Annotated in this window: 20 protein-coding genes and 3 tRNA genes; 8 read left to right on the top strand and 15 right to left on the bottom strand. The window is 62.7% G+C overall.

Annotated elements, in window-relative coordinates; genetic code table 11:
- Positions 1-385 (bottom strand): GTP-binding protein (locus NKJ77_RS18380; protein ID WP_352499665.1); only part of this gene is annotated, 385 nt, incomplete at its 3' end.
- 312 nt (positions 386-697) lie between these two features.
- On the opposite strand from NKJ77_RS18380, the gene NKJ77_RS18375 reads away from it, so the two are divergent.
- Positions 698-1585: a DMT family transporter gene (locus tag NKJ77_RS18375; RefSeq protein ID WP_023681464.1), complete on the top strand. Its 888-nt coding sequence runs from the start codon at positions 698-700 to the stop codon at positions 1583-1585.
- 65 nt (positions 1586-1650) lie between these two features.
- Here the strand turns inward: NKJ77_RS18375 and NKJ77_RS18370 are convergent, their stop codons facing one another.
- On the bottom strand, positions 1651-1908 hold the full coding sequence (locus NKJ77_RS18370; protein ID WP_023688411.1) for a GlsB/YeaQ/YmgE family stress response membrane protein: 258 nt from the start codon (positions 1906-1908) through the stop codon (positions 1651-1653).
- A 130-nt stretch (positions 1909-2038) separates the two neighbouring features.
- Here NKJ77_RS18370 and NKJ77_RS18365 point away from each other — a divergent pair, with 130 nt between their 5' ends.
- A complete protein-coding gene (locus NKJ77_RS18365) occupies positions 2039-2515 on the top strand; it encodes a YidB family protein (protein ID WP_023833241.1) in 477 nt (158 codons plus the stop codon).
- Here NKJ77_RS18365 and NKJ77_RS18360 read toward each other — a convergent pair.
- Positions 2512-3399 (bottom strand): helix-turn-helix transcriptional regulator, encoded by an 888-nt coding sequence (locus tag NKJ77_RS18360; protein WP_352535564.1) that lies wholly within the window; start codon positions 3397-3399, stop codon positions 2512-2514. The two genes, NKJ77_RS18365 and NKJ77_RS18360, sit on opposite strands and share 4 nt — an antisense overlap.
- A gap of 194 nt (positions 3400-3593) precedes the next feature.
- Here NKJ77_RS18360 and NKJ77_RS18355 point away from each other — a divergent pair, with 194 nt between their 5' ends.
- Complete coding sequence (locus tag NKJ77_RS18355) at positions 3594-3983, top strand: VOC family protein (protein WP_023829540.1); 390 nt, start codon at positions 3594-3596, stop codon at positions 3981-3983.
- A gap of 8 nt (positions 3984-3991) precedes the next feature.
- Here NKJ77_RS18355 and NKJ77_RS18350 read toward each other — a convergent pair.
- Both NKJ77_RS18350 and NKJ77_RS18345 read right to left on the bottom strand, forming a co-directional pair.
- Positions 3992-4065 (bottom strand) — tRNA-Gly (locus tag NKJ77_RS18350).
- Between the two features lie 28 nt (positions 4066-4093).
- Positions 4094-4178, bottom strand: a tRNA-Tyr gene (locus tag NKJ77_RS18345).
- Between the two features lie 210 nt (positions 4179-4388).
- Here NKJ77_RS18345 and rlmB point away from each other — a divergent pair.
- Positions 4389-5240, top strand: a complete 852-nt coding sequence (rlmB, locus tag NKJ77_RS18340) for a 23S rRNA (guanosine(2251)-2'-O)-methyltransferase RlmB (protein WP_023833238.1) — start codon at positions 4389-4391, stop codon at positions 5238-5240.
- 43 nt (positions 5241-5283) lie between these two features.
- Here rlmB and NKJ77_RS18335 read toward each other — a convergent pair whose 3' ends face one another.
- The 3 genes from NKJ77_RS18335 to gcl form a co-directional block, all read right to left on the bottom strand.
- Complete coding sequence (locus tag NKJ77_RS18335; protein ID WP_352535563.1) at positions 5284-6171, bottom strand: 2-hydroxy-3-oxopropionate reductase; 888 nt, start codon at positions 6169-6171, stop codon at positions 5284-5286.
- A 214-nt stretch (positions 6172-6385) separates the two neighbouring features.
- Entirely contained in the window at positions 6386-7183 is a 798-nt protein-coding gene (gene hyi, locus NKJ77_RS18330) for a hydroxypyruvate isomerase (protein ID WP_023715773.1), read from the bottom strand.
- Between the two features lie 168 nt (positions 7184-7351).
- On the bottom strand, positions 7352-9133 hold the full coding sequence (gene gcl / locus NKJ77_RS18325; RefSeq protein WP_352535562.1) for a glyoxylate carboligase: 1782 nt from the start codon (positions 9131-9133) through the stop codon (positions 7352-7354).
- A gap of 204 nt (positions 9134-9337) precedes the next feature.
- Between gcl and bhcR the strand changes: the two genes are divergently transcribed.
- Together bhcR and NKJ77_RS18315 are read left to right on the top strand one after the other, a co-directional pair.
- Positions 9338-10156 (top strand): HTH-type transcriptional regulator BhcR, encoded by an 819-nt coding sequence (gene bhcR / locus NKJ77_RS18320; protein ID WP_023825604.1) that lies wholly within the window; start codon positions 9338-9340, stop codon positions 10154-10156.
- Positions 10157-10203: 47 nt separating this feature from the next.
- Positions 10204-10572 carry a hypothetical protein gene (locus NKJ77_RS18315; RefSeq protein ID WP_352535561.1) on the top strand — a complete coding sequence of 123 codons (369 nt, stop codon included), beginning with the start codon at positions 10204-10206 and terminating at the stop codon, positions 10570-10572.
- Between the two features lie 74 nt (positions 10573-10646).
- Here NKJ77_RS18315 and NKJ77_RS18310 read toward each other — a convergent pair whose 3' ends face one another.
- The 3 genes from NKJ77_RS18310 to NKJ77_RS18300 all read right to left on the bottom strand — a co-directional run bounded on the left by NKJ77_RS18310 (position 10647) and on the right by NKJ77_RS18300 (position 11670).
- Positions 10647-10955, bottom strand: coding sequence for a BA14K family protein (locus NKJ77_RS18310; protein ID WP_023667455.1), 309 nt, complete (start codon positions 10953-10955; stop codon positions 10647-10649).
- Positions 10956-11157: 202 nt separating this feature from the next.
- Entirely contained in the window at positions 11158-11367 is a 210-nt protein-coding gene (locus NKJ77_RS18305; RefSeq protein ID WP_023688402.1) for a hypothetical protein, read from the bottom strand.
- Between the two features lie 120 nt (positions 11368-11487).
- Positions 11488-11670, bottom strand: a complete 183-nt coding sequence (locus NKJ77_RS18300; RefSeq protein ID WP_023667458.1) for a hypothetical protein — start codon at positions 11668-11670, stop codon at positions 11488-11490.
- A gap of 158 nt (positions 11671-11828) precedes the next feature.
- Between NKJ77_RS18300 and NKJ77_RS18295 the strand changes: the two genes are divergently transcribed.
- Positions 11829-11904: transfer RNA gene (locus NKJ77_RS18295), tRNA-Thr, on the top strand.
- A gap of 126 nt (positions 11905-12030) precedes the next feature.
- Here NKJ77_RS18295 and NKJ77_RS18290 read toward each other — a convergent pair.
- The 4 genes from NKJ77_RS18290 to NKJ77_RS18275 all read right to left on the bottom strand — a co-directional run bounded on the left by NKJ77_RS18290 (position 12031) and on the right by NKJ77_RS18275 (position 16043).
- Positions 12031-12558 carry a DUF2569 family protein gene (locus NKJ77_RS18290; protein ID WP_245260196.1) on the bottom strand — a complete coding sequence of 176 codons (528 nt, stop codon included), beginning with the start codon at positions 12556-12558 and terminating at the stop codon, positions 12031-12033.
- 166 nt (positions 12559-12724) lie between these two features.
- The gene (locus NKJ77_RS18285; protein WP_023725772.1) at positions 12725-13414 is read right to left on the bottom strand and encodes a TetR/AcrR family transcriptional regulator; all 690 of its coding nucleotides are present in this window, start codon (positions 13412-13414) and stop codon (positions 12725-12727) included.
- Between the two features lie 69 nt (positions 13415-13483).
- Positions 13484-14911, bottom strand: a complete 1428-nt coding sequence (locus NKJ77_RS18280; protein WP_023688399.1) for an amidase — start codon at positions 14909-14911, stop codon at positions 13484-13486.
- A gap of 97 nt (positions 14912-15008) precedes the next feature.
- A complete protein-coding gene (locus NKJ77_RS18275; protein ID WP_023688398.1) occupies positions 15009-16043 on the bottom strand; it encodes an extracellular solute-binding protein in 1035 nt (344 codons plus the stop codon).
- A gap of 285 nt (positions 16044-16328) precedes the next feature.
- Between NKJ77_RS18275 and NKJ77_RS18270 the strand changes: the two genes are divergently transcribed.
- Positions 16329-19304 (top strand): caspase family protein, encoded by a 2976-nt coding sequence (locus tag NKJ77_RS18270; RefSeq protein WP_352535560.1) that lies wholly within the window; start codon positions 16329-16331, stop codon positions 19302-19304.
- Positions 19305-19512: the final 208 nt, after the last annotated feature.

Below are 19512 nucleotides of genomic sequence, written 5' to 3'. Positions count from 1 at the left end.
ACACCACGATCGACGGCACGCCGACCTGACGGGCAAGCAGGATGTGCTCGCGGGTCTGCGGCATCGGGCCGTCGGCGGCCGACACCACCAGGATCGCGCCGTCCATCTGCGCAGCACCCGTGATCATGTTCTTCACATAGTCGGCGTGGCCGGGGCAGTCGACATGGGCGTAGTGGCGCGCTGCCGTCTCGTATTCGACGTGCGCCGTCGAAATCGTGATGCCGCGGGCCTTCTCTTCGGGCGCCGCATCGATCTGGTCGTAGCGCTTGTATTCGCCAAAATACTTCGTGATCGCCGCCGTCAGCGACGTCTTGCCATGATCGACGTGGCCAATCGTGCCAATGTTCACATGAGGCTTGTTACGCTCGAATTTACCTTTTGCCATAGTCTCTTTCCTTGGACGGCCTTGACCTTCAGTTCAGTCGAATGCGGGGCGATTAGCGACTACGGCCGAAAAACACAAGTGCCTTGTGGCCGGGTGCGCTGTCCACTCGGTCTCAACCGATGATCCGATTGCGGGATGTGGCGCTGATATAGGAACGCGCGAGCGGAAATGAAATGGGGGCTGCGGGCTCCAGCACCTGTTTGCTATTCCCGCCCATGTCCTGTCCCGCCCATGTCCTGGCCTTTGCCTGCCGGATGTGCAGCCGGCGCCTGGCCCATTGCCGCTACGGCGGCGGTCTGATTTGGTTGCCCCATGCAATTCATACCGACCTCCATACGCGGCCCGCTGTTCATGATCGTTTCGACGGGGTCGTACCTCGTCAACGACACGATGATGAAACTCGCGACCGCGGGCTTGCCGTCCTATGAAGTGCTGTTCCTGCGCGGGGTCGCGGCCACGCTATGGGGCATGCCGCTGCTGTTCCTGCTGGGCTATGGCAGGCAGATTCCATTGATCTTCGACAAACGCGTGCTGCGCCGCAACCTGCTCGAGCTGGCGGCCATCCTTTGCTACGTCGTGGCGCTGGCCAACATGCAGATCGCCGATTCGACCGCGCTCGGGCAGATCACCCCGCTTTTGATGCTGGTCGGCTCCTCCATCCTGTTCGGCGAACGGATCGGCGGCGTGCGCATGGCGCTGATCGGGCTCGGCTTCATCGGTGCGCTTATGGTGGCCCAGCCGACCATGCAGGGCATCTCGGTCTATGCGTTGCTGGCGCTCGGCAACGCGGCATTGGCGGCGGCGCGCGATCTTGCGGGCAGGCGGGTCGCGGCCGAGGTGCCGGGCATGATCGTCGCCATTTCCGCCGTTGTGGTGGTGCTGATCGGCGCGGGCGCCGCGCATCTCGTTTCCGAGCGCTGGGTCATGCCGGAAGCCCGGCACCTGCTGCTCATGGCCGGCGCCGGATTCTTCCTGATCTTCGGCCATTTCTTCATCTTCATGGCCTATCGCGTCGGTCCGACCGGCGTGGTGGCGCCGTTCTACTACTGCTTCACCGTCTGGGCGGTCATCTCAGGCGTTCTGGTGTTCGGCCAGTTCCCGAATGCCCTGGCGGTCTGCGGCATCCTGCTGGTGGTCGCGAGCGGGCTGACCATCGTCTCGCTTGATGAACGCAAGCGCAGGCTGACCGTCGTCGCCTGACCTTCAAGTCAACGCGTCGAAGCAGGTTTGGCCGTCCTGCGGTCAGCCAGTCGGCAGACTGGTGCCTAAAGCGTTCGCTTGCCGGAGAACTGGTGATAGGCCCACAGCACGACCACCGCGCCGATGATGGCGACGATCAGGCTCCAGATGTTGAGGCCGGTCACACCCGTGGCGCCAAAGGCGCTGAAGATCAGCCCTCCGACGATGGCGCCGACAATGCCGAGCACGATATCCATGATCAAGCCCTGGCCGGTCTTGTTGACGATTTTGCTGCCGATAAAGCCGGCGATGACGCCGAGGATGATCCAACTGATAATGCCCATTTTTCCTCTCCATTCCCCGCCCGCCGATCATGGTCACATGATTGTCAAAAGCTCAAGCCAACTTGAAATTCCGCCCGCATGGTCCATTGTAGCCGGCGGGACGGGCTTGGCCGTTATGGAGGATTGACCTATGGGACTCTTTGACAACGCCGTACCCGGCGGCAACATCACCAAACCGCTGATGATCGCGCTCGGCGCGCTGCTGGTCGGAAAGATGCTGAGCGGCAGAAGCGCCGAACAGACGAGTGACGGAGAGACGGGCGAGCCCGCCCCACCTCAAACGCCAGCCCCCACCGGCACCACGGCCTCAGGGGATGGCGGCCTGCTTGGCGGACTGGGCGGACTGCTCGACAAGCTCAAGACTGCCGGCCAAGGCAATGTCGCTGACTCCTGGGTCGGCACCGGACAGAACCAGCCGATCAACGCCAATGATCTGGGCAAGGCGATCGGCCCGCAGGTCATTCGAGAGATCGCGCAAAGGACCGGACTGGACGAGCAGGAGTTGCTCAAGCAATTGTCCACAGCCCTGCCAGGCATTGTCGACAGACTGACGCCGAACGGACAGGTGCCGCAGCAACACCAGGTCGCGTCCGCCTTCAACAGCTAGACTTCTGCGCCTGCATCACGCGCAAACACGCCCGGCACCGCCTTGCGGCTGTCGGGCGTTGCTTCGACCAGCGCCGCGAACCGCCTGGCAGTCGACGCATCGACCGGCGTGTAGAGGGAAACCGAGAAATCACTGTCGCGGCCGCCCGGCTGCAGCGTGGCGAAATCGAACGCCATTGCGCCGACGAGAGGGTGCCGGATGGATTTCCGCCAGATCGGTGGCTCGGCGATGTCGTGGCTGTTCCAGCACGTGGCGAACGCTTCGCTTGCCGCTTCCAGTGACGAAACCAGGGCGGCCAGCACCGGATCGCGAGTCATGGCAACAGTGGCAAGCCGGAACTGCGCGACCGCCGAGCGCGAAACCTCCGGCCAGTCGACAAAGCGCTGCCGCCATTCCAGGTCGAGAAACAGCCGGGCGAGCAGGCTGCCGGACCACTCATCATTCGTCTCGAAATCCCCGAGCAGCACCGCCGCGGGGTGGTTCCAGGCGACGACCTGCCAATAGCGATTGACGACATATGCCGGGTGCGGCGCCAGCCCGTCGAGCAGGCTGAGCAACGGCGCGCTGGGCAGGCCTTGCTCGCCGAGCCGGTTTCGCCAGTCGAGATCGGGCCGCGCCAATTGGAACAGATAGGCCTGCTCGGACCGGCTCAGCTTCAGCACCCGCGCTAGCGAGCGAAGCACCTGCGGCGACGCGTTCACCTCCCGTCCCTGCTCGAGCCAGGTGTACCAGGTGGTGCTGATCCCCGCCTCGGCGGCGACCTCTTCGCGCCTGAGGCCCGGTGCCCGGCGGCGGCCATTGGCGCCATCGATCCGCGGCAAGCGGTCCCGCCGCTCGCGCAGGAAGCGGGCAAGCTCGTCGCGCCGTGGGCCGTCATACGTCATTCTGTCACCGTCAATACCAGTATAAGCGGTAGTCTTGTACCCCTTTAAAGGCAAGCTAGATTGCGGGCGATCGCCTGAAAGGATCGCCCATGCACCTCACCCGACGCTGGCTGTTTCCGCTCGCCGTCACTTGCGTCGTGTCCGGAAAGGCGTGGGCCATCGAGGCCCACAACGCAACCCAAAGGACACCACCAATGAACGCGCTCAATGAAATCCGTCAGATCGACTACACCGTCATCTTCGCCCGCGACATGTCCGCCATGCGGCACTTCTACGGGGATGTGATGGAATTTGAGCTGAAGCGCGAGCTTAGCGAACGCTGGATCGAATACCGAGTCGGCCTGAACACGCTGGCCTTGACCAGCCTCGGCATGATGTTCAACGACACGCCGCAGCAGCGGGATGCGCTGTCGCTGCAGCTGGCATTCCGGGTGGCGCCGGAGATGGTCGCTGCCTGCGCCGAGGCGCTTCAGGCCAAGGGCGTGCAGCCGGTCCTGCCGCTCACCGACCAGGAATGGGGCCACAGGACAGTGTTCTTCCGCGATCCGGATGGCAACGTTGTCGAGATATTCGCAGAGATCTGATGAGTGTTTGGAGCGGGTAGCGGGAATCGAACCCGCATATTCAGCTTGGAAGGCTGCTGCTCTACCACTGAGCTATACCCGCATCGTCCTCAAGGTTCGCGGGCTGGCAGTGGTGGAGAGGGTTGGATTCGAACCAACGTAAGCTAAGCTAACGGATTTACAGTCCGTCCCCTTTAACCACTCGGGCACCTCTCCAGCCTGCCGTCGAAGCCTTGCAACGAGGCATTCTCGCCGATCAGGTCGAAACCAGGGTTTTGTCCGAAATCAGCGAAGCGCCTTATGGCGGCAAGGCCAGTGGGTGTCAACCGCACCGCAAGGCAAAATGCGCTGAATTTGACAGCCTGCCCGGCAAGCCGGCTTTCTGCCTGTATCCATGGCCCGGCGACGCGGCTATAGAAGCCGGCCATGAGCAATGACAACACGCCCAAGACCGCCAAAGACACCCACTACGCCAAGCTGCGTCGCGCCCATCGCGACGAGAAGGCCGGCGGCGCGCCTGCCTTCCGGCCGCGCCAGCCGGTGCCGCCGGGCGAGAACGCCGCCGACGGGCTGGTGCGGCTTTATGGCCTGCACACGGTGCGCGCCGCGCTCGACAATCCGCGCCGGCGGATCAGAAAGATGTTGGTGACGCGCAATGCCGCCGAGCGGCTGGCGATCGCCGACCTCGCCGCTTTGCCGTTCAAGGCCGAACTGGTCGAGCCGAAGGACATCGACAAGATCACCGGTTCGGACGCCGTCCACCAGGGCGTGCTGATCGAGGCCGAGCCGCCGAAGCCCAAGCGCCTTGACGCGCTCGGCGATACCAAACTGGTGCTGGTGCTCGACCAGGTCACCGACCCGCACAATGTCGGCGCCATCCTGCGCTCGGCGGTCGCCTTCGGCGCCGGTGCGCTGATCACCACGGCCCGCCACAGCCCGCAGGAATCCGGCGTGCTGGCCAAATCCGCCTCCGGCGCGCTGGAACATATCGACCAGGTCGAGGTGAAGAACCTCGCCGACGCGCTGGAACAGCTGCACGAAGCCGGCTTCCAGACCATCGGCCTCGATTCGGACGGGCCGGCCGAACTCGAAACGAGTTTTTCAGGCGAAAAGATAGCCCTGGTGCTCGGCGCCGAAGGCAAGGGCCTGCGCCAGAAGACGCGCGAGACGGTGACGACACTCGCCCGCCTCGACATGCCCGGCGCCATCCGCTCGCTCAACGTGTCGAACGCCGCGGCGGTGAGCCTTTATGCGGCACGGAAGTTCCTTGGAAAGTGAATAGTGAATGCTGAATGGAAAGCGTTCTTACCGTCACCGTTCACTATTCACCCACTTCATGCCCCGCCATCCGCTCCAGCGCCCGCACCAGCGCCGAATGATCCTCTTTCGCCCCGCCATTCGCCGCGCACGAGTTGAACAGCTGCTGCGTCGTCGAGGTGTTGGGCAATGAGACGCCGAGCGCCTTGGCGCCTTCCAGCGCCAGGCTGAGATCCTTCTGGTGCAGTTCGATGCGGAAGCCCGGCGCGAAGGTGCGCTTTATCATGCGCTCGCCATGCACCTCGAGGATGCGCGATGCCGCCAGCCCGCCCATCAGCGCCTGCCGGACCTTGGCGGGGTCGGCGCCGGCTTTTGCGGCAAAGACCAGCGCCTCGGCGACCGCCTCGATGGTCAGGGCCACGACGATCTGGTTGGCAACCTTGGTGGTCTGGCCGACGCCGTTCGGGCCGACAAGCGTGACGTTCTTGCCCATCTTTTCGAACACGGGCTTGGCGCGCTCGAACGCCTTGTCCTCGCCGCCGACCATGATGGTCAGGGACGCCGCCTTTGCGCCGACCTCGCCGCCCGACACCGGCGCGTCAAGATAGTCGCAGCCGAGATCGTTGATTTTCTTGGCGAAAACCTTGGTCTCGATCGGCGAGATCGAGCTCATGTCGATGACCAGCTTGCCCTTGCTCAGGCCGGAAGCGACACCGTTCTCGCCGAACAGCACCTCGGCTACCTGCGGGGTGTCGGGAACCATGGTGATGATGATATCCGCGGCCTTCGCCACTGCCGCGTGGCCGGTGATGCTTCTCAAGCCCTTGGCGACGAGATCGGCCGGCGGCTTCGAGCGGTGGTCGCTGGCAATGACGGCGTAGCCGGCATCCAGGAGATGCCCCGCCATCGGCGCGCCCATGATGCCAATGCCGATGAAGCCGATGGTTTCCATTGTTTTCTCCTTTGTTGAGGCTGAGTTCCTTCGCGCCCCCTCTGGCCTGCCGGCCATCTCCCCCACTTGTGGGGAGATTGGCAGTTTCGGCGCCTCGCTCACCCTGCAATGTTGGGGAGCGAAAGCCGGGATGACGTCCGATCTCCCCACCTGTGGGGGAGATGGCCGGCAGGCCAGAGGGGGGCGCGAAGGAACGCGACTTCAATCGTAACAGCTAAGCCGCGGCACTCCCCTGCCCGTTAAGCTCCCGAAACCACCCCAGCCCAGCCTCCGTCCCCGCCTTCGGTTTGTATTCCGCTCCGACCCAGCCGGAATAGCCGATCCTGTCGATATGCTCGTAGAGGAAGGGATAATTGATCTCGCCCGTCCCCGGCTCGTGACGGCCGGGATTGTCCGCAAGCTGGATATGCGCGATGCGGCCGAGGTTGGCCTCGATGGTACGGGCGAGATCCCCCTCCATGATCTGCATGTGATAGATGTCGTATTGCAGGAACAGGTTCTTCGAACCGACGCGCTCGATCAGCGCCAGCGCCTGCTCCGAATAGTTCAGGAAAAAACCCGGTATGTCGCGCGTGTTGATCGGCTCGATCAAAAGCCGGATGCCGGCCTGCTCCAGTTTCTCGGCTGCAAACGCGAGGTTCTCGGCTAAAGTATTTTCCAGCACCGAACGATCCACGCCCTGCGGCGCGATGCCGGCGAGGCAATTGACCTGCTCGCAGCCGAGCGCATGGGCATAGCTGATCGCCTTGGCGATGCCTTGCCGGAATTCCGGCGCGCGGTCGGGCAAAACCGCGATGCCGCGCTCGCCGTTGCCCCAGTCGCCGGCCGGGAGGTTGAACAGCACCTGTGTCAGGCCGTTCTTCTTCAGCCGGGCCGCGACCACGTCAGGCGTATGATCATAGGGGCCGATATATTCGACGCCCTTGAAGCCGGCGCGGGCTGCGGCATCGAAGCGATCGAGGAACTCATGCTCGCCAAAGAGCATCGACAGATTGGCTGAAAAACGCGGCATTCTTTTTCTCCTTCTTCTGCTTGGCCCTAGGCGTGTTGAGATTCAGGTCGGGCAGAGTCGAAAACGGTGACTTTCGAAAACCGGAGCGGAACGTACTTTCTGTACGTGAGCACCGGACGCGCAGGAAGGCGCCGTTTGCAGGCCTGTCTCACCTGAATATCGGCGCGCCTAATCGAGCAACACAATCGCCGTTGGCGCATCCTCATGGCTTTCGGCAAGGTCCTCGAATTCGGTGATCTTGTCGATTTCCGTGCCCATGGAAATGTTGGTGACGCGCTCGAGGATGAATTCGAGCACCACCGGCACCTGGTATTCCTTCATCAGCCGCTGCGCTTCCTTGAACGCGCCGGCGAACTCTTCCGGTTTGCGCACCCGGACCGCCTTGCAGCCCATCGCTTCTGCGACCGCGACATGATCGACGCCGTAGCCGGCCTCCGGATCGTTGGCGCGGTTGACGTTCTCGAAGGCCAGGCTCACCTCGAAATCCATCGCAAAACCGCGCTGCGCCTGGCGGATCAGGCCGAGATAGGCATTGTTCACGACGACATGGATATACGGCAGTTTGTGCTGTGCGCCGGCCGCCAGTTCCTCGATCATGAACTGGAAGTCGTAGTCGCCCGACAGCGCCACGATGGAGCGATCCGGATCGGCGGCGCGCACGCCAAGCGCTGCCGGCAGCGTCCAGCCGAGCGGGCCGGCCTGGCCGCAATTGATCCAGTTGCGCGGCTTGTAGACATGCAGGAACTGCGCCCCGGCGATCTGCGAGAGGCCGATCGTGGTGACGTAGGTGGTGTCACGGCCGAACGCCTTGTTCATCTCCTCATAGACGCGCTGCGGCTTCAGCGGCACCTGCTCGAAATGCGTCTTGCGCTTCATCGTCTTCTTGCGGGTCTGGCATTCCTTCGCCCAGCCCGACCAGTCGCGCAGCTTTCCTGCCGTCTTCCATTCGGTGGCGACGTCGAGCAGCATCTTCAGTGCCGCACCGGCGTCCGAGACGACGCCGAGATCCGGCGCGAACACCCGGCCGATCTGGGTCGGTTCGATGTCGACATGGATGAATTTCTTGCCCTTGGTGTAGACATCGACCGAACCGGTGTGGCGGTTGGCCCAGCGATTGCCGATGCCAAAGACGAAATCGGCTTCCAACATCGTCGCATTGCCGTAGCGATGCGAGGTCTGCAGCCCGCACATGCCGGCCATCAGCCGGTGGTCGTCGGGGATCGCGCCCCAGCCCATTAGCGTCGGGATGACCGGCACGCCCGTTATCTCGGCGAATTCGATCAACAGATCCGACGCATCGGCGTTGATGATGCCGCCGCCGGCGACGATCAGCGGCTTTTCCGCGGCATTGAGCATCGCCAAGGCCTTTTCGGCCTGGGCGCGCGACATTGCCGGCTTGAACGGGACCAGCGGTTCATAGGCATCGATATCGAATTCGATCTCGGCCAATTGCACGTCGACCGGCAGGTCGATGAGCACCGGGCCCGGTCGCGACGAGCGCATCAGGTGAAATGCCTTCTGCAGCGCCATCGGCACGATATAGGGCTCCATGACCGTGACCGCCCATTTGGCGACGGGTGCGGCTATGGCGGCGATATCGACCGCCTGGAAATCCTCCTTGTTGAGCCGTGCCCGCGGCGCCTGACCAGTGATGCACAGGATCGGGATGGAGTCCGCCGCCGCCGAATAGAGCCCGGTGACCATGTCGGTGCCGGCCGGGCCCGACGTGCCGATGCACAGCCCGATATTGCCTGATTTAGCTCTCGTGTAGCCCTCGGCCATATGCGAGGCCGCCTCGACATGGCGCGCCAGGATGTGGCGGATCGAGCCCCTCGCCTTCAGCGCCGAATAGAACGGATTGATCGCCGCGCCCGGCACGCCGAAGCCGCAGGAAATGCCTTCCTTTTCGAGAACGAGAACCGCTGCATCGACAGCGCGCATCCTGGCCATGTCCAGCCTCCTCAAGATTGTTGGTTGGTTGACAATGCCAGTGTCGTTTTCATTTTTCAATTTTTTCAGAATAATTTTTCATTTCGAGAAAACCCCTTCTATACACTGATCCCATTGGCTTTTTCGTTTTCCATGAATCCGGCCATCAAAATTGATGAAAAAGTTTTTCATTGCGATTTCGGCGAAACCGGCGACAATGCCGCCATGGAAACCAGCGAAAAACGCCAGCGCGGCCGGCCGCGCGCTTTCAACGGTCCGTCCGAGGCCGGTTCTGTACAGTCGCTCGACCGGGCCTTGCGCATCTTGGCCATCGTCGCCGAAGGCAGCGGCCTGTCGCTGAGCGAGATTTCGGCGCGCAGCGAGCTTGCGGCGTCCACCGCCTATCGCATGCTGACGACGCTGCAGAGCCACGGCATGGTCGAATTCGATACATCGGACCAGCTGTGGTCGATCGGCGTCGAGACCTACCGCATGGGTGCCGCCTTCCTGCGCCGCCGCAAGCTGGTCGATCGCGCCCGCGTGGTCATGCAGGAATTGATGGAGAAGACCGGCGAGACAGCCAATCTCGGCGTCGCCGAGGACGATTGCGTCGTTTTCGTCAGCCAGGTCGAGACGCATCAGGCAATCCGCGCCTTCTTCCGCCCGGGCACGCGCAGCTCGTTCCATGCCTCCGGCATCGGCAAGGCGGTGCTGGCGCAGCTCGAGCCGGAACGCGTCGCCGCCATCCTGCGCAAGTCGGGCCTGCAGCGCTTCACCGACAAGACGCTGTCCGACATTTCGGCGCTGGCCCATGACCTGGCTGTCATCAAGCACCGCGGCTGGTCGGTCGACGACGAGGAGCGGCATCCCGGCATGCGCTGCGTGGCCGCCGCCATTTTCAACGAGTTCGGCGAGCCGATCGGCGGTGTCTCGGTCTCCGGACCGACGGTGCGGGTGACGATGGAGCGGCTGGACGAGATCGGGCCGCTGGTGCGCGACGCCGCCGCTGAGGTGACGAGGATGATCGGCGGGTTCCGATCATAATGCGGAGAACGCTTCAGCTTTTGCTCGCCGCTTCACTGTGCGGATGCGTGGCGACGGCGCCCGAGCCCGCCCCTGTCTCCCAGCAAGTCAGCGAGATTCCGATCTCGCTCGCTTTGGAGGAGACAATCACGATCGGAATTCGCCAGCATTTGCAGGATCCTGCGTCCGCCAAATTCGGGACGATGCGCGCCGGCGAGCGGACGCTCAACGGCCGCCGGGAAATCGTGGTCTGCGGCCATGTCGCCGCGAAGTCATCGTCCGGTGGTCATACAACAGACCAACCGTTCGCCGCCAAGATCTATCCGGATGAAGGAAGCAGCTTCGAACTCATCGCCATGGGCGATCAATCGCTGAATGCGAGCGGTGGTGTTGTCGGCACCTGCCATGCAGCCGGATTACCGATCTCCAAACCGTAGCTGACACTGCCACGCGCTCAAATGTAGGAAAGAGGGGCTGCGTACAGCCCCTCCTTCTTGTGGGGAGCCTCCTCTTAGAGGCGGCAATAGTGGCGGTAGCCGTCATAGCCGACATAGGTGTCGGAGTACGGATCGTAGCTGGCGTAGCGGTTGGCGCAGCGGCGGACGTGCCAGGAGCCACCCTCGTCGTCGACATAGACGGTGCGGGGCTGCTGGTTGAGTAGGCTGCCGAGCACGAACCCGCCGACGCCGGCGGCGATGCCGATGCCGATTTCGCGGTTGTGGTGATGGCTGTGGGCGGCCGAGGGCTGGACGGTGCCGACCAGCGAGGTGGCGGCGACGGTGCTGGCGATGAGGGCAGAAGCGATTTTGCGCGTGAACATGACGATCTCCTTGTTTCGTTGCGAGAGGCGATCCATCCGCCTCTTGATCATCTGTCGTTTCGGCGCGGAAAAAGGTTCGAAAGAATTTGGGATTTTCTTGAAGGCCGGAAATCAGCCGATGGAAACCAAGATCTGATCGATCGAGCGCTCAACGCAAAAAAGGGCGGCCGAAGCCGCCCTTCCGCGAGGCAGGTCGTCTCGCTCAAAGGAAGATGATCACCTTGCCGTGGTGATGATGATGCTTGTGGTGATGGTGCTTGTGTTGATGGTTCCACCACCAAGAGGGCTTGTCGTGGTGCTTGTGATGGTGGTGATGATGGCTGTGAGCGGAGGACGACTGCACGGTACCGGCGAGCGCGCCGGTGGCGACGAAGATGGCGACCAGGCCCGAAGTAAGACTGCGCTTCAACATGATGATCTCCTTGATCGAGGCGACCATTCGCCTCTGGAGATCAGTCGCGGTGACGTGGTGAAAGGTTCGAGGTTTTGAGCGAGTAGTGAGTAGTCAATGGTCCGAAAGGCGTTCGCCCATTCACCATTCACCATTCATCCCCATCCCAGTCACATGCCGCAGCCAAAACGCCATCGCGATAAAACCGACGATGGCGGCGATGCCGGTCCAGTCGACATTGGCGCTCTTCACGTCCCTGATGAGCTTTACCGCAAGCAGCCAGGCAATGACGACAAGCGGCAGGATGATGACAAGTCTGATCATGCGACACCCCGTTCGATGCGTTTGCACCTGAGAGATATGTAGGGATCGCATTGGCGGTTTTCAGCATGGCGGCCCGCCCACCTCGGCGGGGTCCATTAGCGATCGAAAACGGAGTTTTGTCTTTACTGGCGCACGAAATATGCTAACCGGAGCGCCGTGCCCTTGTAGCTCAGCTGGTAGAGCAGCGGTTTTGTAAACCGAAGGTCGGCGGTTCGATTCCGTCCGGGGGCACCACCTTTCGCTCTTCGAGCTTCGGGTGGCAGGCCACTCGAAGCTCGTTAGTCGAAGGAGGACTGCCGACGGTTCTATTCGGCGGAGCTGGCAGCACGACATCAGGCCAACTCGCAGCCGTCGGACCTTCTAGGAAAATGTGGCAGCCTGTATGGCTGCCGTATCGCCGAACGTGTTCCTCACCCTAACCGACCTGTAGACGTAGGCGGCCCAGATCCCTGTGACTATGAAGGATGCCAAAGGTGTAACCAGAGCTCCTCCGGCAAGCAAACGGTTTACCGGGACACCCAGAACAGTCGATATCCAAACTGTGTCCAGTACGAATAAGAGAGGGATCGCGAACCACAGACATATGAACAGCTGCGGAAAGCGGTGGCTTCGCCGCAGCATCGAAACAAGCACGACCAGCTGAAGCACCAGAAATGCCAGATTGAGGGCTGCCTCGCCATAGATGGCCAAGGCCCCGTTGGGCACTGTAACAAGCTGTTGGTAGGTTTTGACCAGACTGGCCATATCGACAAGTGTGCGCAACGGCGAAAGGGACAGGCTGATCGCCAGCAGGATCAGCCAGCCGCCGAACCCCACGAGGTCATCTGGGCTCTGTGAGGATTTGCGCGACGACCGGACGGCGAAGAAAACCGGCACGCCAATCAGCAACAGAAGTATCGCCCAATGCCACATTTACCCACCCTCGAATGCATCCCTGGGTTGTTTAGCTCGCACCTCTGGATTGTGCAAGCGTTTTTACAGAGATCAAGGCATCGTAGAGATTTTCGGGTTTAGGTTTGCAGAGGACGCTTTCGTCGCTCGCAATGGCCGCATCTCACCCCAAGTCAAAATGCCGCGGAAAGGCCTGGTGCAGCAGGAGCAGCATGGTCTTGCGCAGCACGTCGGTGTCGCGGCTGGACGGGTTGAGATGGTCCCAATACCAGGCGCCGTGAACCAGATAATTCAGGCTCTCCGACAGCGTGTCTATGTCGACGCCGGTGTAACCGCCGCTGCGCGAAATCTCGATCAGCAGTTCGCGCGCTTCGGCCGTGTAGGCGAGATCGCTGGGCAGGCCTATCTCGTTGTAGAGCTGCATGCTCTTGCGGTCGCTGGAGAACACGACGAAGACCGACACCCAATTCGGATGCTGGCGGGCAAAGCGTTGCGCGCAATCGACCGCGCCCAACACCCGCTCGACCGGCGACAGGCCGGGCGCCCGCACCAGCGTCAGCCACAGCGCGTCATATTGGTCGCTGAGATATTGCAGGACGGCTCGGAACAGGTTCTCCTTGCTGCGAAAATGAAAGACCACCAGTGCGTTGGACGAGCCGACATGCTCGGCGATGCGCTGCATGGTGACGCTGGCCAGCCCCTCCTCCGCGATGAGCTCGATTGTGGCGTCGATGATGCGCTGGATGCTCGCTTCGCCGCGCTCGCGCCGGCGGTCCTTGGGCGCAGCGTCGTTCGCCGCACCCTTGGCCGCCTTGCTTTTTCCCGCATCCGGAGTGGCTATGCGTTGCGCCATTGTCGTCAGGCCTTTCCCCGGCGGCCGAAACATCCCGCCGCTGCCTTGGCATGCCGGCGCCCTGCGGACTCACAGCGCCGGGCGTGTCCCGGCATTCGTGTACCACTGACCACGAGCCGTCTCATAGGCCATACCCGCCCGGAACACGTCAGCGTCGCTATAGGTGCGGCCGACAATCTGGATGCCTGTCGGCACGCCGTTGGCGGCGCGGCCCGACGGGATCGACAGAACCGGGCAGCGGCTCAGCATGTTGAACGGCGTCGTCATCACCCAGCCCAGCGACGGGTTCACCTCTCGTCCATTGATCTCGACCTTGCCTTTGGTCTGATCGAATTCCGCCGGCACTGCGGGAAGCGCATTGGTCGGGCAGATCAGCACGTCGTATTTTTCCAGCAAAGGCCCCAGCGTCAGGTACATCCTGGCCGCCACATCGAGCGTCGCGACAAAATCCGTCGCCTTCGACTTCTGCCCGTCCTGCGCGAACTGCCTGGCATAGCTGGTCATGTCCTTGCCGTTCTTGGCGAGCAGCGGCGACAGCGAGGCGCCGAAGAGATGTTCGAGATAGGCCATGCCGGCCTTGAGCACCTCGTCGCCCCAGCCGAGGTCCACCTCCTCGACGGTGGCGCCGAGCGAGCGGAACACATCGCAGGCAGCGAGCGTGTTCTTGCGCACGTCCGCATCCACCTCGAAGGACCCGAGATCCATGGAGAATGCGATCTTCCAACCCTTGATCGGCTTGTAGTCGAGCGGCAGGCGCAGTTTCGGGCGCAGCGTGGCGATGTCGAGCGGGCTCGGCCCGGCCATGACGTTCTGCAGCAGGATCGCATCCCCGACGTTTCGGGCCAAGGGCCCGGTGTGGCAGAAAAAATCGAGATTGAACGGCGGCTCATCGGGATTGCGGCCGTAAGGCGGCTTGAAGCCGACCAGGCCGCAGGCCGAGGCAGGGATGCGGATTGAGCCCGCTATGTCCGAGCCGGTTGCGATCGACGACGTGCCGGAGGCCAGCGTTGCCGCCGAACCGCCCGACGAACCGCCCGGCGTGAAATCCGGGTTCCAGGGGTTGCGCGTGACGCCCCAGCGCTTCGACCAGGTATAACCGGCGCAGCTGAATTCGGGCGTCGCGGTGCGGGCGTGGACGATGCCGCCGGCCTTCATGACACGCTCGTTCATGGTCGAGGTATGGCCGCCAATGGCGTCCCCGGACAGCAGCGAGCCATGCGAGGTCGGCTTGCCCTTGATGTAGCTCTCATCCTTGATGCCGATCGGCAGGCCCTCGAGCGCGCCGGTCCTGGCGCCTCTGGCGTATTTCGCCTCGGCTTTTCTGGCGAGATCCATCGCCTCGTCGAAATGCGTGAAGGTGAGGCAGTTGATCGTCGCCTTGGTTGCCTCGGCGCGGCGGATGGTGGCCTGCATCAGTTCCAGAGGCGACAGTTTCTTCGCCTTGAACAGCCGCAACGCCTCGCTGGCCGGCATGTAGCAAAGGTCGAGATCGGACATAAAAAATCTCCCGCGGCGGCTTTACGGCATCTGGCATTGGGGATGGCCGAGCCGCGATGCGCGGCCCGATGTTGGTCAGCTTCGGCCGGCGGCGCTGCTATTTCTGCAGATCGGTCCAGATCCTGGTGTAGAGCGCCTGGACGTCGGCGGGACAGGCCGACATGAATTGGCCCTTGTCGGCAAATTCGGCCGGAACATCCACTTCGGGCGCGCCCTTCATATCGGCCGGCAGGAAGGGCTCGGAGCCCTTGATGCCATTGGCGTAGTGCGCGAAGGCCGAGATCATCGCTGCATTCCTGGGGTCCATGATGAAATTCTGGAAGAGCTTGGCGTTCTCGACGTTCTTGGCATCCTTGAGCACCGCGACATTGTCCATCCAGATTGGAAAGCCCTCCTTGGGATAGCCGTAGACGATCTTGTCGTTCTCCAGCCGCTCGCGCAGCGATATGCCGTTCCAGTTGACGCCGGCGGCAATGTCGCCCCTGCCGAGACCGTCGACGGCCGCATAGTCGAGCGACAGCCATTTCGCTTTCGCCTCGATGAGCTTGTCATGCACCTTTTTCAAAAGCACCTTGTCGTCGGTGCAGTACTTACCGCCCTCATAGGCAATGGCGAGGAACATGATGTCTCCCATTTCGGGCACGACATTGATCTTGCCCACGAGTTCCGGCGGCGGATCGAGGAAAATCGCCGAGGTGTTCGGATCGCCCGCATAGACCGATTTGTTGACCGAGATGCCGGTCGTGCCCCATTGCCACGGCACCGAATATTTGCGGCCGGGGTCGAACGGCACGTCGACCCATCTCGGATCGACGTTTCTAAAGTTCTCCATCGTGTTGGGATCGGTTTCCAAGAGCAGGCCTTCGCTGATCCAGATCGGCATCACGCTGGCCGATGGAACGACGATGTCATAGCCGGAAGCGCCCTGGCGGACCTTGGCCAGAGCCGTATCGTTGGAGTCGTAGTCGGTGACGGTAACCTTGACCTTGTAGGTTTCCTCGAACTTCTTGATCAGGTCCGGGCTGGTGTAGTTGCCCCAATTGTAGATTTGGAGTTCGCCCTCGGCGCGGGCAATGCCGGTCATCGCCAGCAGCGACAGGCCGAGCGCCGTGGCGGTCGATTTCAACTGCATGCTTGTGTCTCCCATTGTTGGGACCGGCGGGATTGCGCCTCGAGTCCCTAAGTTCCCTTCGTCCTGGTGATCATTCACCGGCGAATGCCGGCTGACCAACTCGGTATCTCGGGCAACGGTATTAATTACTAAACATACAGTCAATATCTTTTAGCGACACAACTGCATCATCGGCACCGGCAGTGCGCCGGCGAAGCCGACATGATATGGTCAAGGTTGGGCCATTGATGAATTGGGGCAAGCCGTGGCGTGAGCGCCGCAGCCTGCAGGGCTTGGATCACGGTCATGCGCCTTTTTCTGGCGGTCGTGCTGCTGATGACCATGGCGCTCTTCTCCGCTGCGCGCGGCGAAGAGCGGATAGCGCTGGTTGTCGCCAATCCGGCCTATGAGGGCTCACCGGCAATCGCCAACGCCGACCTCAGTGCCGAACTCGTTGCAGCGACACTACGATCGCTTGGCTTCACCGTCCGGCAGGTGTCGGATGGCGACCGCGCCGATGTCGCGCGCGCCATGCATGATTTCGCCCAATCCCTGGCCAAACCGGACTCCGTCGGCATCTTCTACTATGTCGGCCACACCGCGCAGGCCAACGGCAGGAACTATTTACTGACGCGCGGCACCCGGATCGATTCAAAGGAAACGGTCGACCAGACGGCATTGCCCCTCGATCTGTTCATGCAGGCGCTCGAGGCAACCCCGACATTGAAGGTGGTTCTGCTCGACAATCCCGGCGATGGCCACAACCCTACTTCCGGCGTGATGCAGGGTCTGGCGGCGGTCGATCCCCTCACCCACGCCATCGTCGCTCTGTCGGCCAAACCCGGAACCGTTGCACTGGACGAAGCCCGCCCCGTCACCGTATTTGCCGATGCGCTCACCGCTGCGCTGGTCAAGCGCGGCGCGGACATAGCCATCATCCTCGCCTCGGTCAGGCAAACCACTATCGACAAAACGTCAGGCGCCCAGTGGCCATGGATGGCATATGGCCGCTCGGCAGACGCTGCCTTTGTGCTGACGCCGGACCAGGTGGCCGGCGCGGCACCGGCGCTGCCGCTTGTGCCGGAACCGGCACCGCCGGCGATGGCGAGCGGCGGCTACATCTCCGGGAGTGGCGGTTGGGAGCCTGATGGCAGCGACTACGCCGATGGCAGCGGTCAGGAGCCCTACCCCATGGACGTTGCACCGGGCTCCGGCAGTCCCGATGCCGCGATGGGCGACAGCGCCAAGGAGGCGGCGCTCTACGAGGAATACAAACGCCAGGAACAGCAGCGCCAATTGCAGGAAGAGCAGGCTCGGCAACGATACGAAGAGGAAAAGCAACGTCTTGAAGACGCAGCTGCGGCCGCTGCCCAGAACAATCTCGGCGGGACCTATCCGCAGGATGGCGGAGCCACCGGCGCCGAACCGCCCCCCGATAAGGCAGGGATCCCCCCTGAGGACGGCATGACATCGGCCCCGCCACCCGCGACCGGCGCCGAAAGTCCGCCGGAGGCGCAGGCGCCACCGACACCAGCGCCGCCGCCCATCGACCAGGCGCAAAGCCCTCCTTCCGGCGGCGCCCTTTCACAACCCGAGACGGGCGCTGTCGAGGTGGTGCGCCATCCAACCATCGATGCGCCGGATGAGATTGTCGCCGGCGAGACGGTGACCGTTTCGATCGCCCTCACCGAAGAGCAATTCACGCCCGAAGTGAAGGTGAAGGCAGCGCCGGGCTCGTCGGTGACGGAAGATGGCGCCCTGGCCATGGCGATGCCGGCGGGAACCGAGCAATGGCCGATCGATATCGATCTGTTCGCCTCCGGCTTCGATCTCGCTGACGGCGGCAAATGGAGCCGACGGACGACGCTCTACCGCCAGGGCGACAGCGACTTCGTCCGCTTCGACGTCAAGGCGCGGCCGATCGCCAAGGACAGCAAGCCGGCCCAGTTCATCGCGCGCATCTACAGCGCCGGGAGGTTCCTGGGATCGGCATCGCGGTCGGTTATCATTCGCCGCACCGCGCCTGTCGAGGCAGCCGCTCTGAGCGCCACAGCCGAACGCTCCGCAGCACCTGCCATGCTGATGCTGGCCGCAGCGGCGCCGCAGCCGGCGGTAACTGGCAATGTGACGCTCGGCGGCGCAGCCGGCGATGACGTCCCCGATCTCGACGTGACCATCCTCTATGACGATCCGAGCGGGCTGGGTTCGGGGCAGATCATCATCCATTCGCCGCATCTGGCCGGTCCGGTGACCGATACGTTCTCGACGCCACCTGAGATGGCGGCATGGCTGGACTCCGAATACCGCCGCCTGCTGCAGCTCGGATTGAGCCTGCGCGGCGCCGTTTCGCTGCAGCAGCCTGCCGCAAGCAGCGATACGGGGGCGCAAAAGCGCTTTGTCACGCTCGCCGCCGAAGGTTTTGGCGATGCGCTCTACCGCGACTATGTGCCGAAAGCGTTCAAGGACGTGTTCTGGTCGCTGCGCGGCAAAGGCGAGCTGCATTCGATCCAGATCACCTCGAACAGCCCGACACTGCCCTGGGAATTGATCCGCCCGCGCAGCGTCGACGGCGCCACCGCCGACGGTTTTCTCGGCATGGGCTATCGGCTGGCGCGCTGGGCTCCGCGCAGCAGTGCCTCACAGGTCGACAACCCGCTCGACCGCATGACCTTCACCGGCGTCGCGGCTGTCGCGCCCTCCTATGTCGACAAGCGCTCGCTGCGCTTCCAACAGGACGAGATCGCGGCGCTGAGCAAGCTTTACGGCTACCGCCGCTTCGATGGCGATTTCACCTCTTTCGAGAAACTGGTCGGTGAAGTCTCGACCGGTTTCATTCATTTCTCCGGTCATGGCGCGGTCAACCAACCGGGCAGCGGCCGGCCGGTCTTTGCCATCGATCTCGTCGATCAGTCGCTCGACCCGGATACATGGGCTGCGTTGGTCGCCACCGCGCATGGCAAGGGCAATCCGTTCTACTTCTTCAACGCCTGCGACACAGGCCGTTCCCAGATGCTCGGCGGCTTCGTGCAGGGCTGGGGTCCGGCGGTTCTGGCGGGCGGCGCTTCCGGCTTCATCGGCGGCATGTGGCCACTGACCGACCGCGCGGCAGCGGCCTTCTCGACCGATTTCTATGGTGGCATCAGCACGCGGATCAAGGACAGGCCGGTCTATCTGGCCGAGATCCTGCAGGATGTCCGCAGAGAATTCTACCAGACCGGCGATCCGACCTATCTCGCCTACACATTCTACGGCAACGCCAATCTTCAGATCGTCGCGCAGTGAGCGATGGATCGTCGTTGGCAGATTGGCTTCAGCCTACAACGCGTTTTGCGGGCATGGCACGCCGGCGTCGCCGCAGCGTGAGGCCGTCGGCCTGGAGCTCATGTCTTCGGAATGCCGTACAAGCTCAGCAAAGAGAAGGGCGAAGCTTCCCAGCATCAGGAAGACGATAATCAGGCGTGTCACCGGCAATATACAGGTCTCGACTGGC

The sequence above is a fragment of the Mesorhizobium sp. M0052 genome (assembly GCF_040323255.1).
GTDB lineage: Bacteria > Pseudomonadota > Alphaproteobacteria > Rhizobiales > Rhizobiaceae > Mesorhizobium.
Note: the sequence above shows the minus strand (reverse complement) of the source record. Positions and strands in the feature narration are given on the sequence as shown.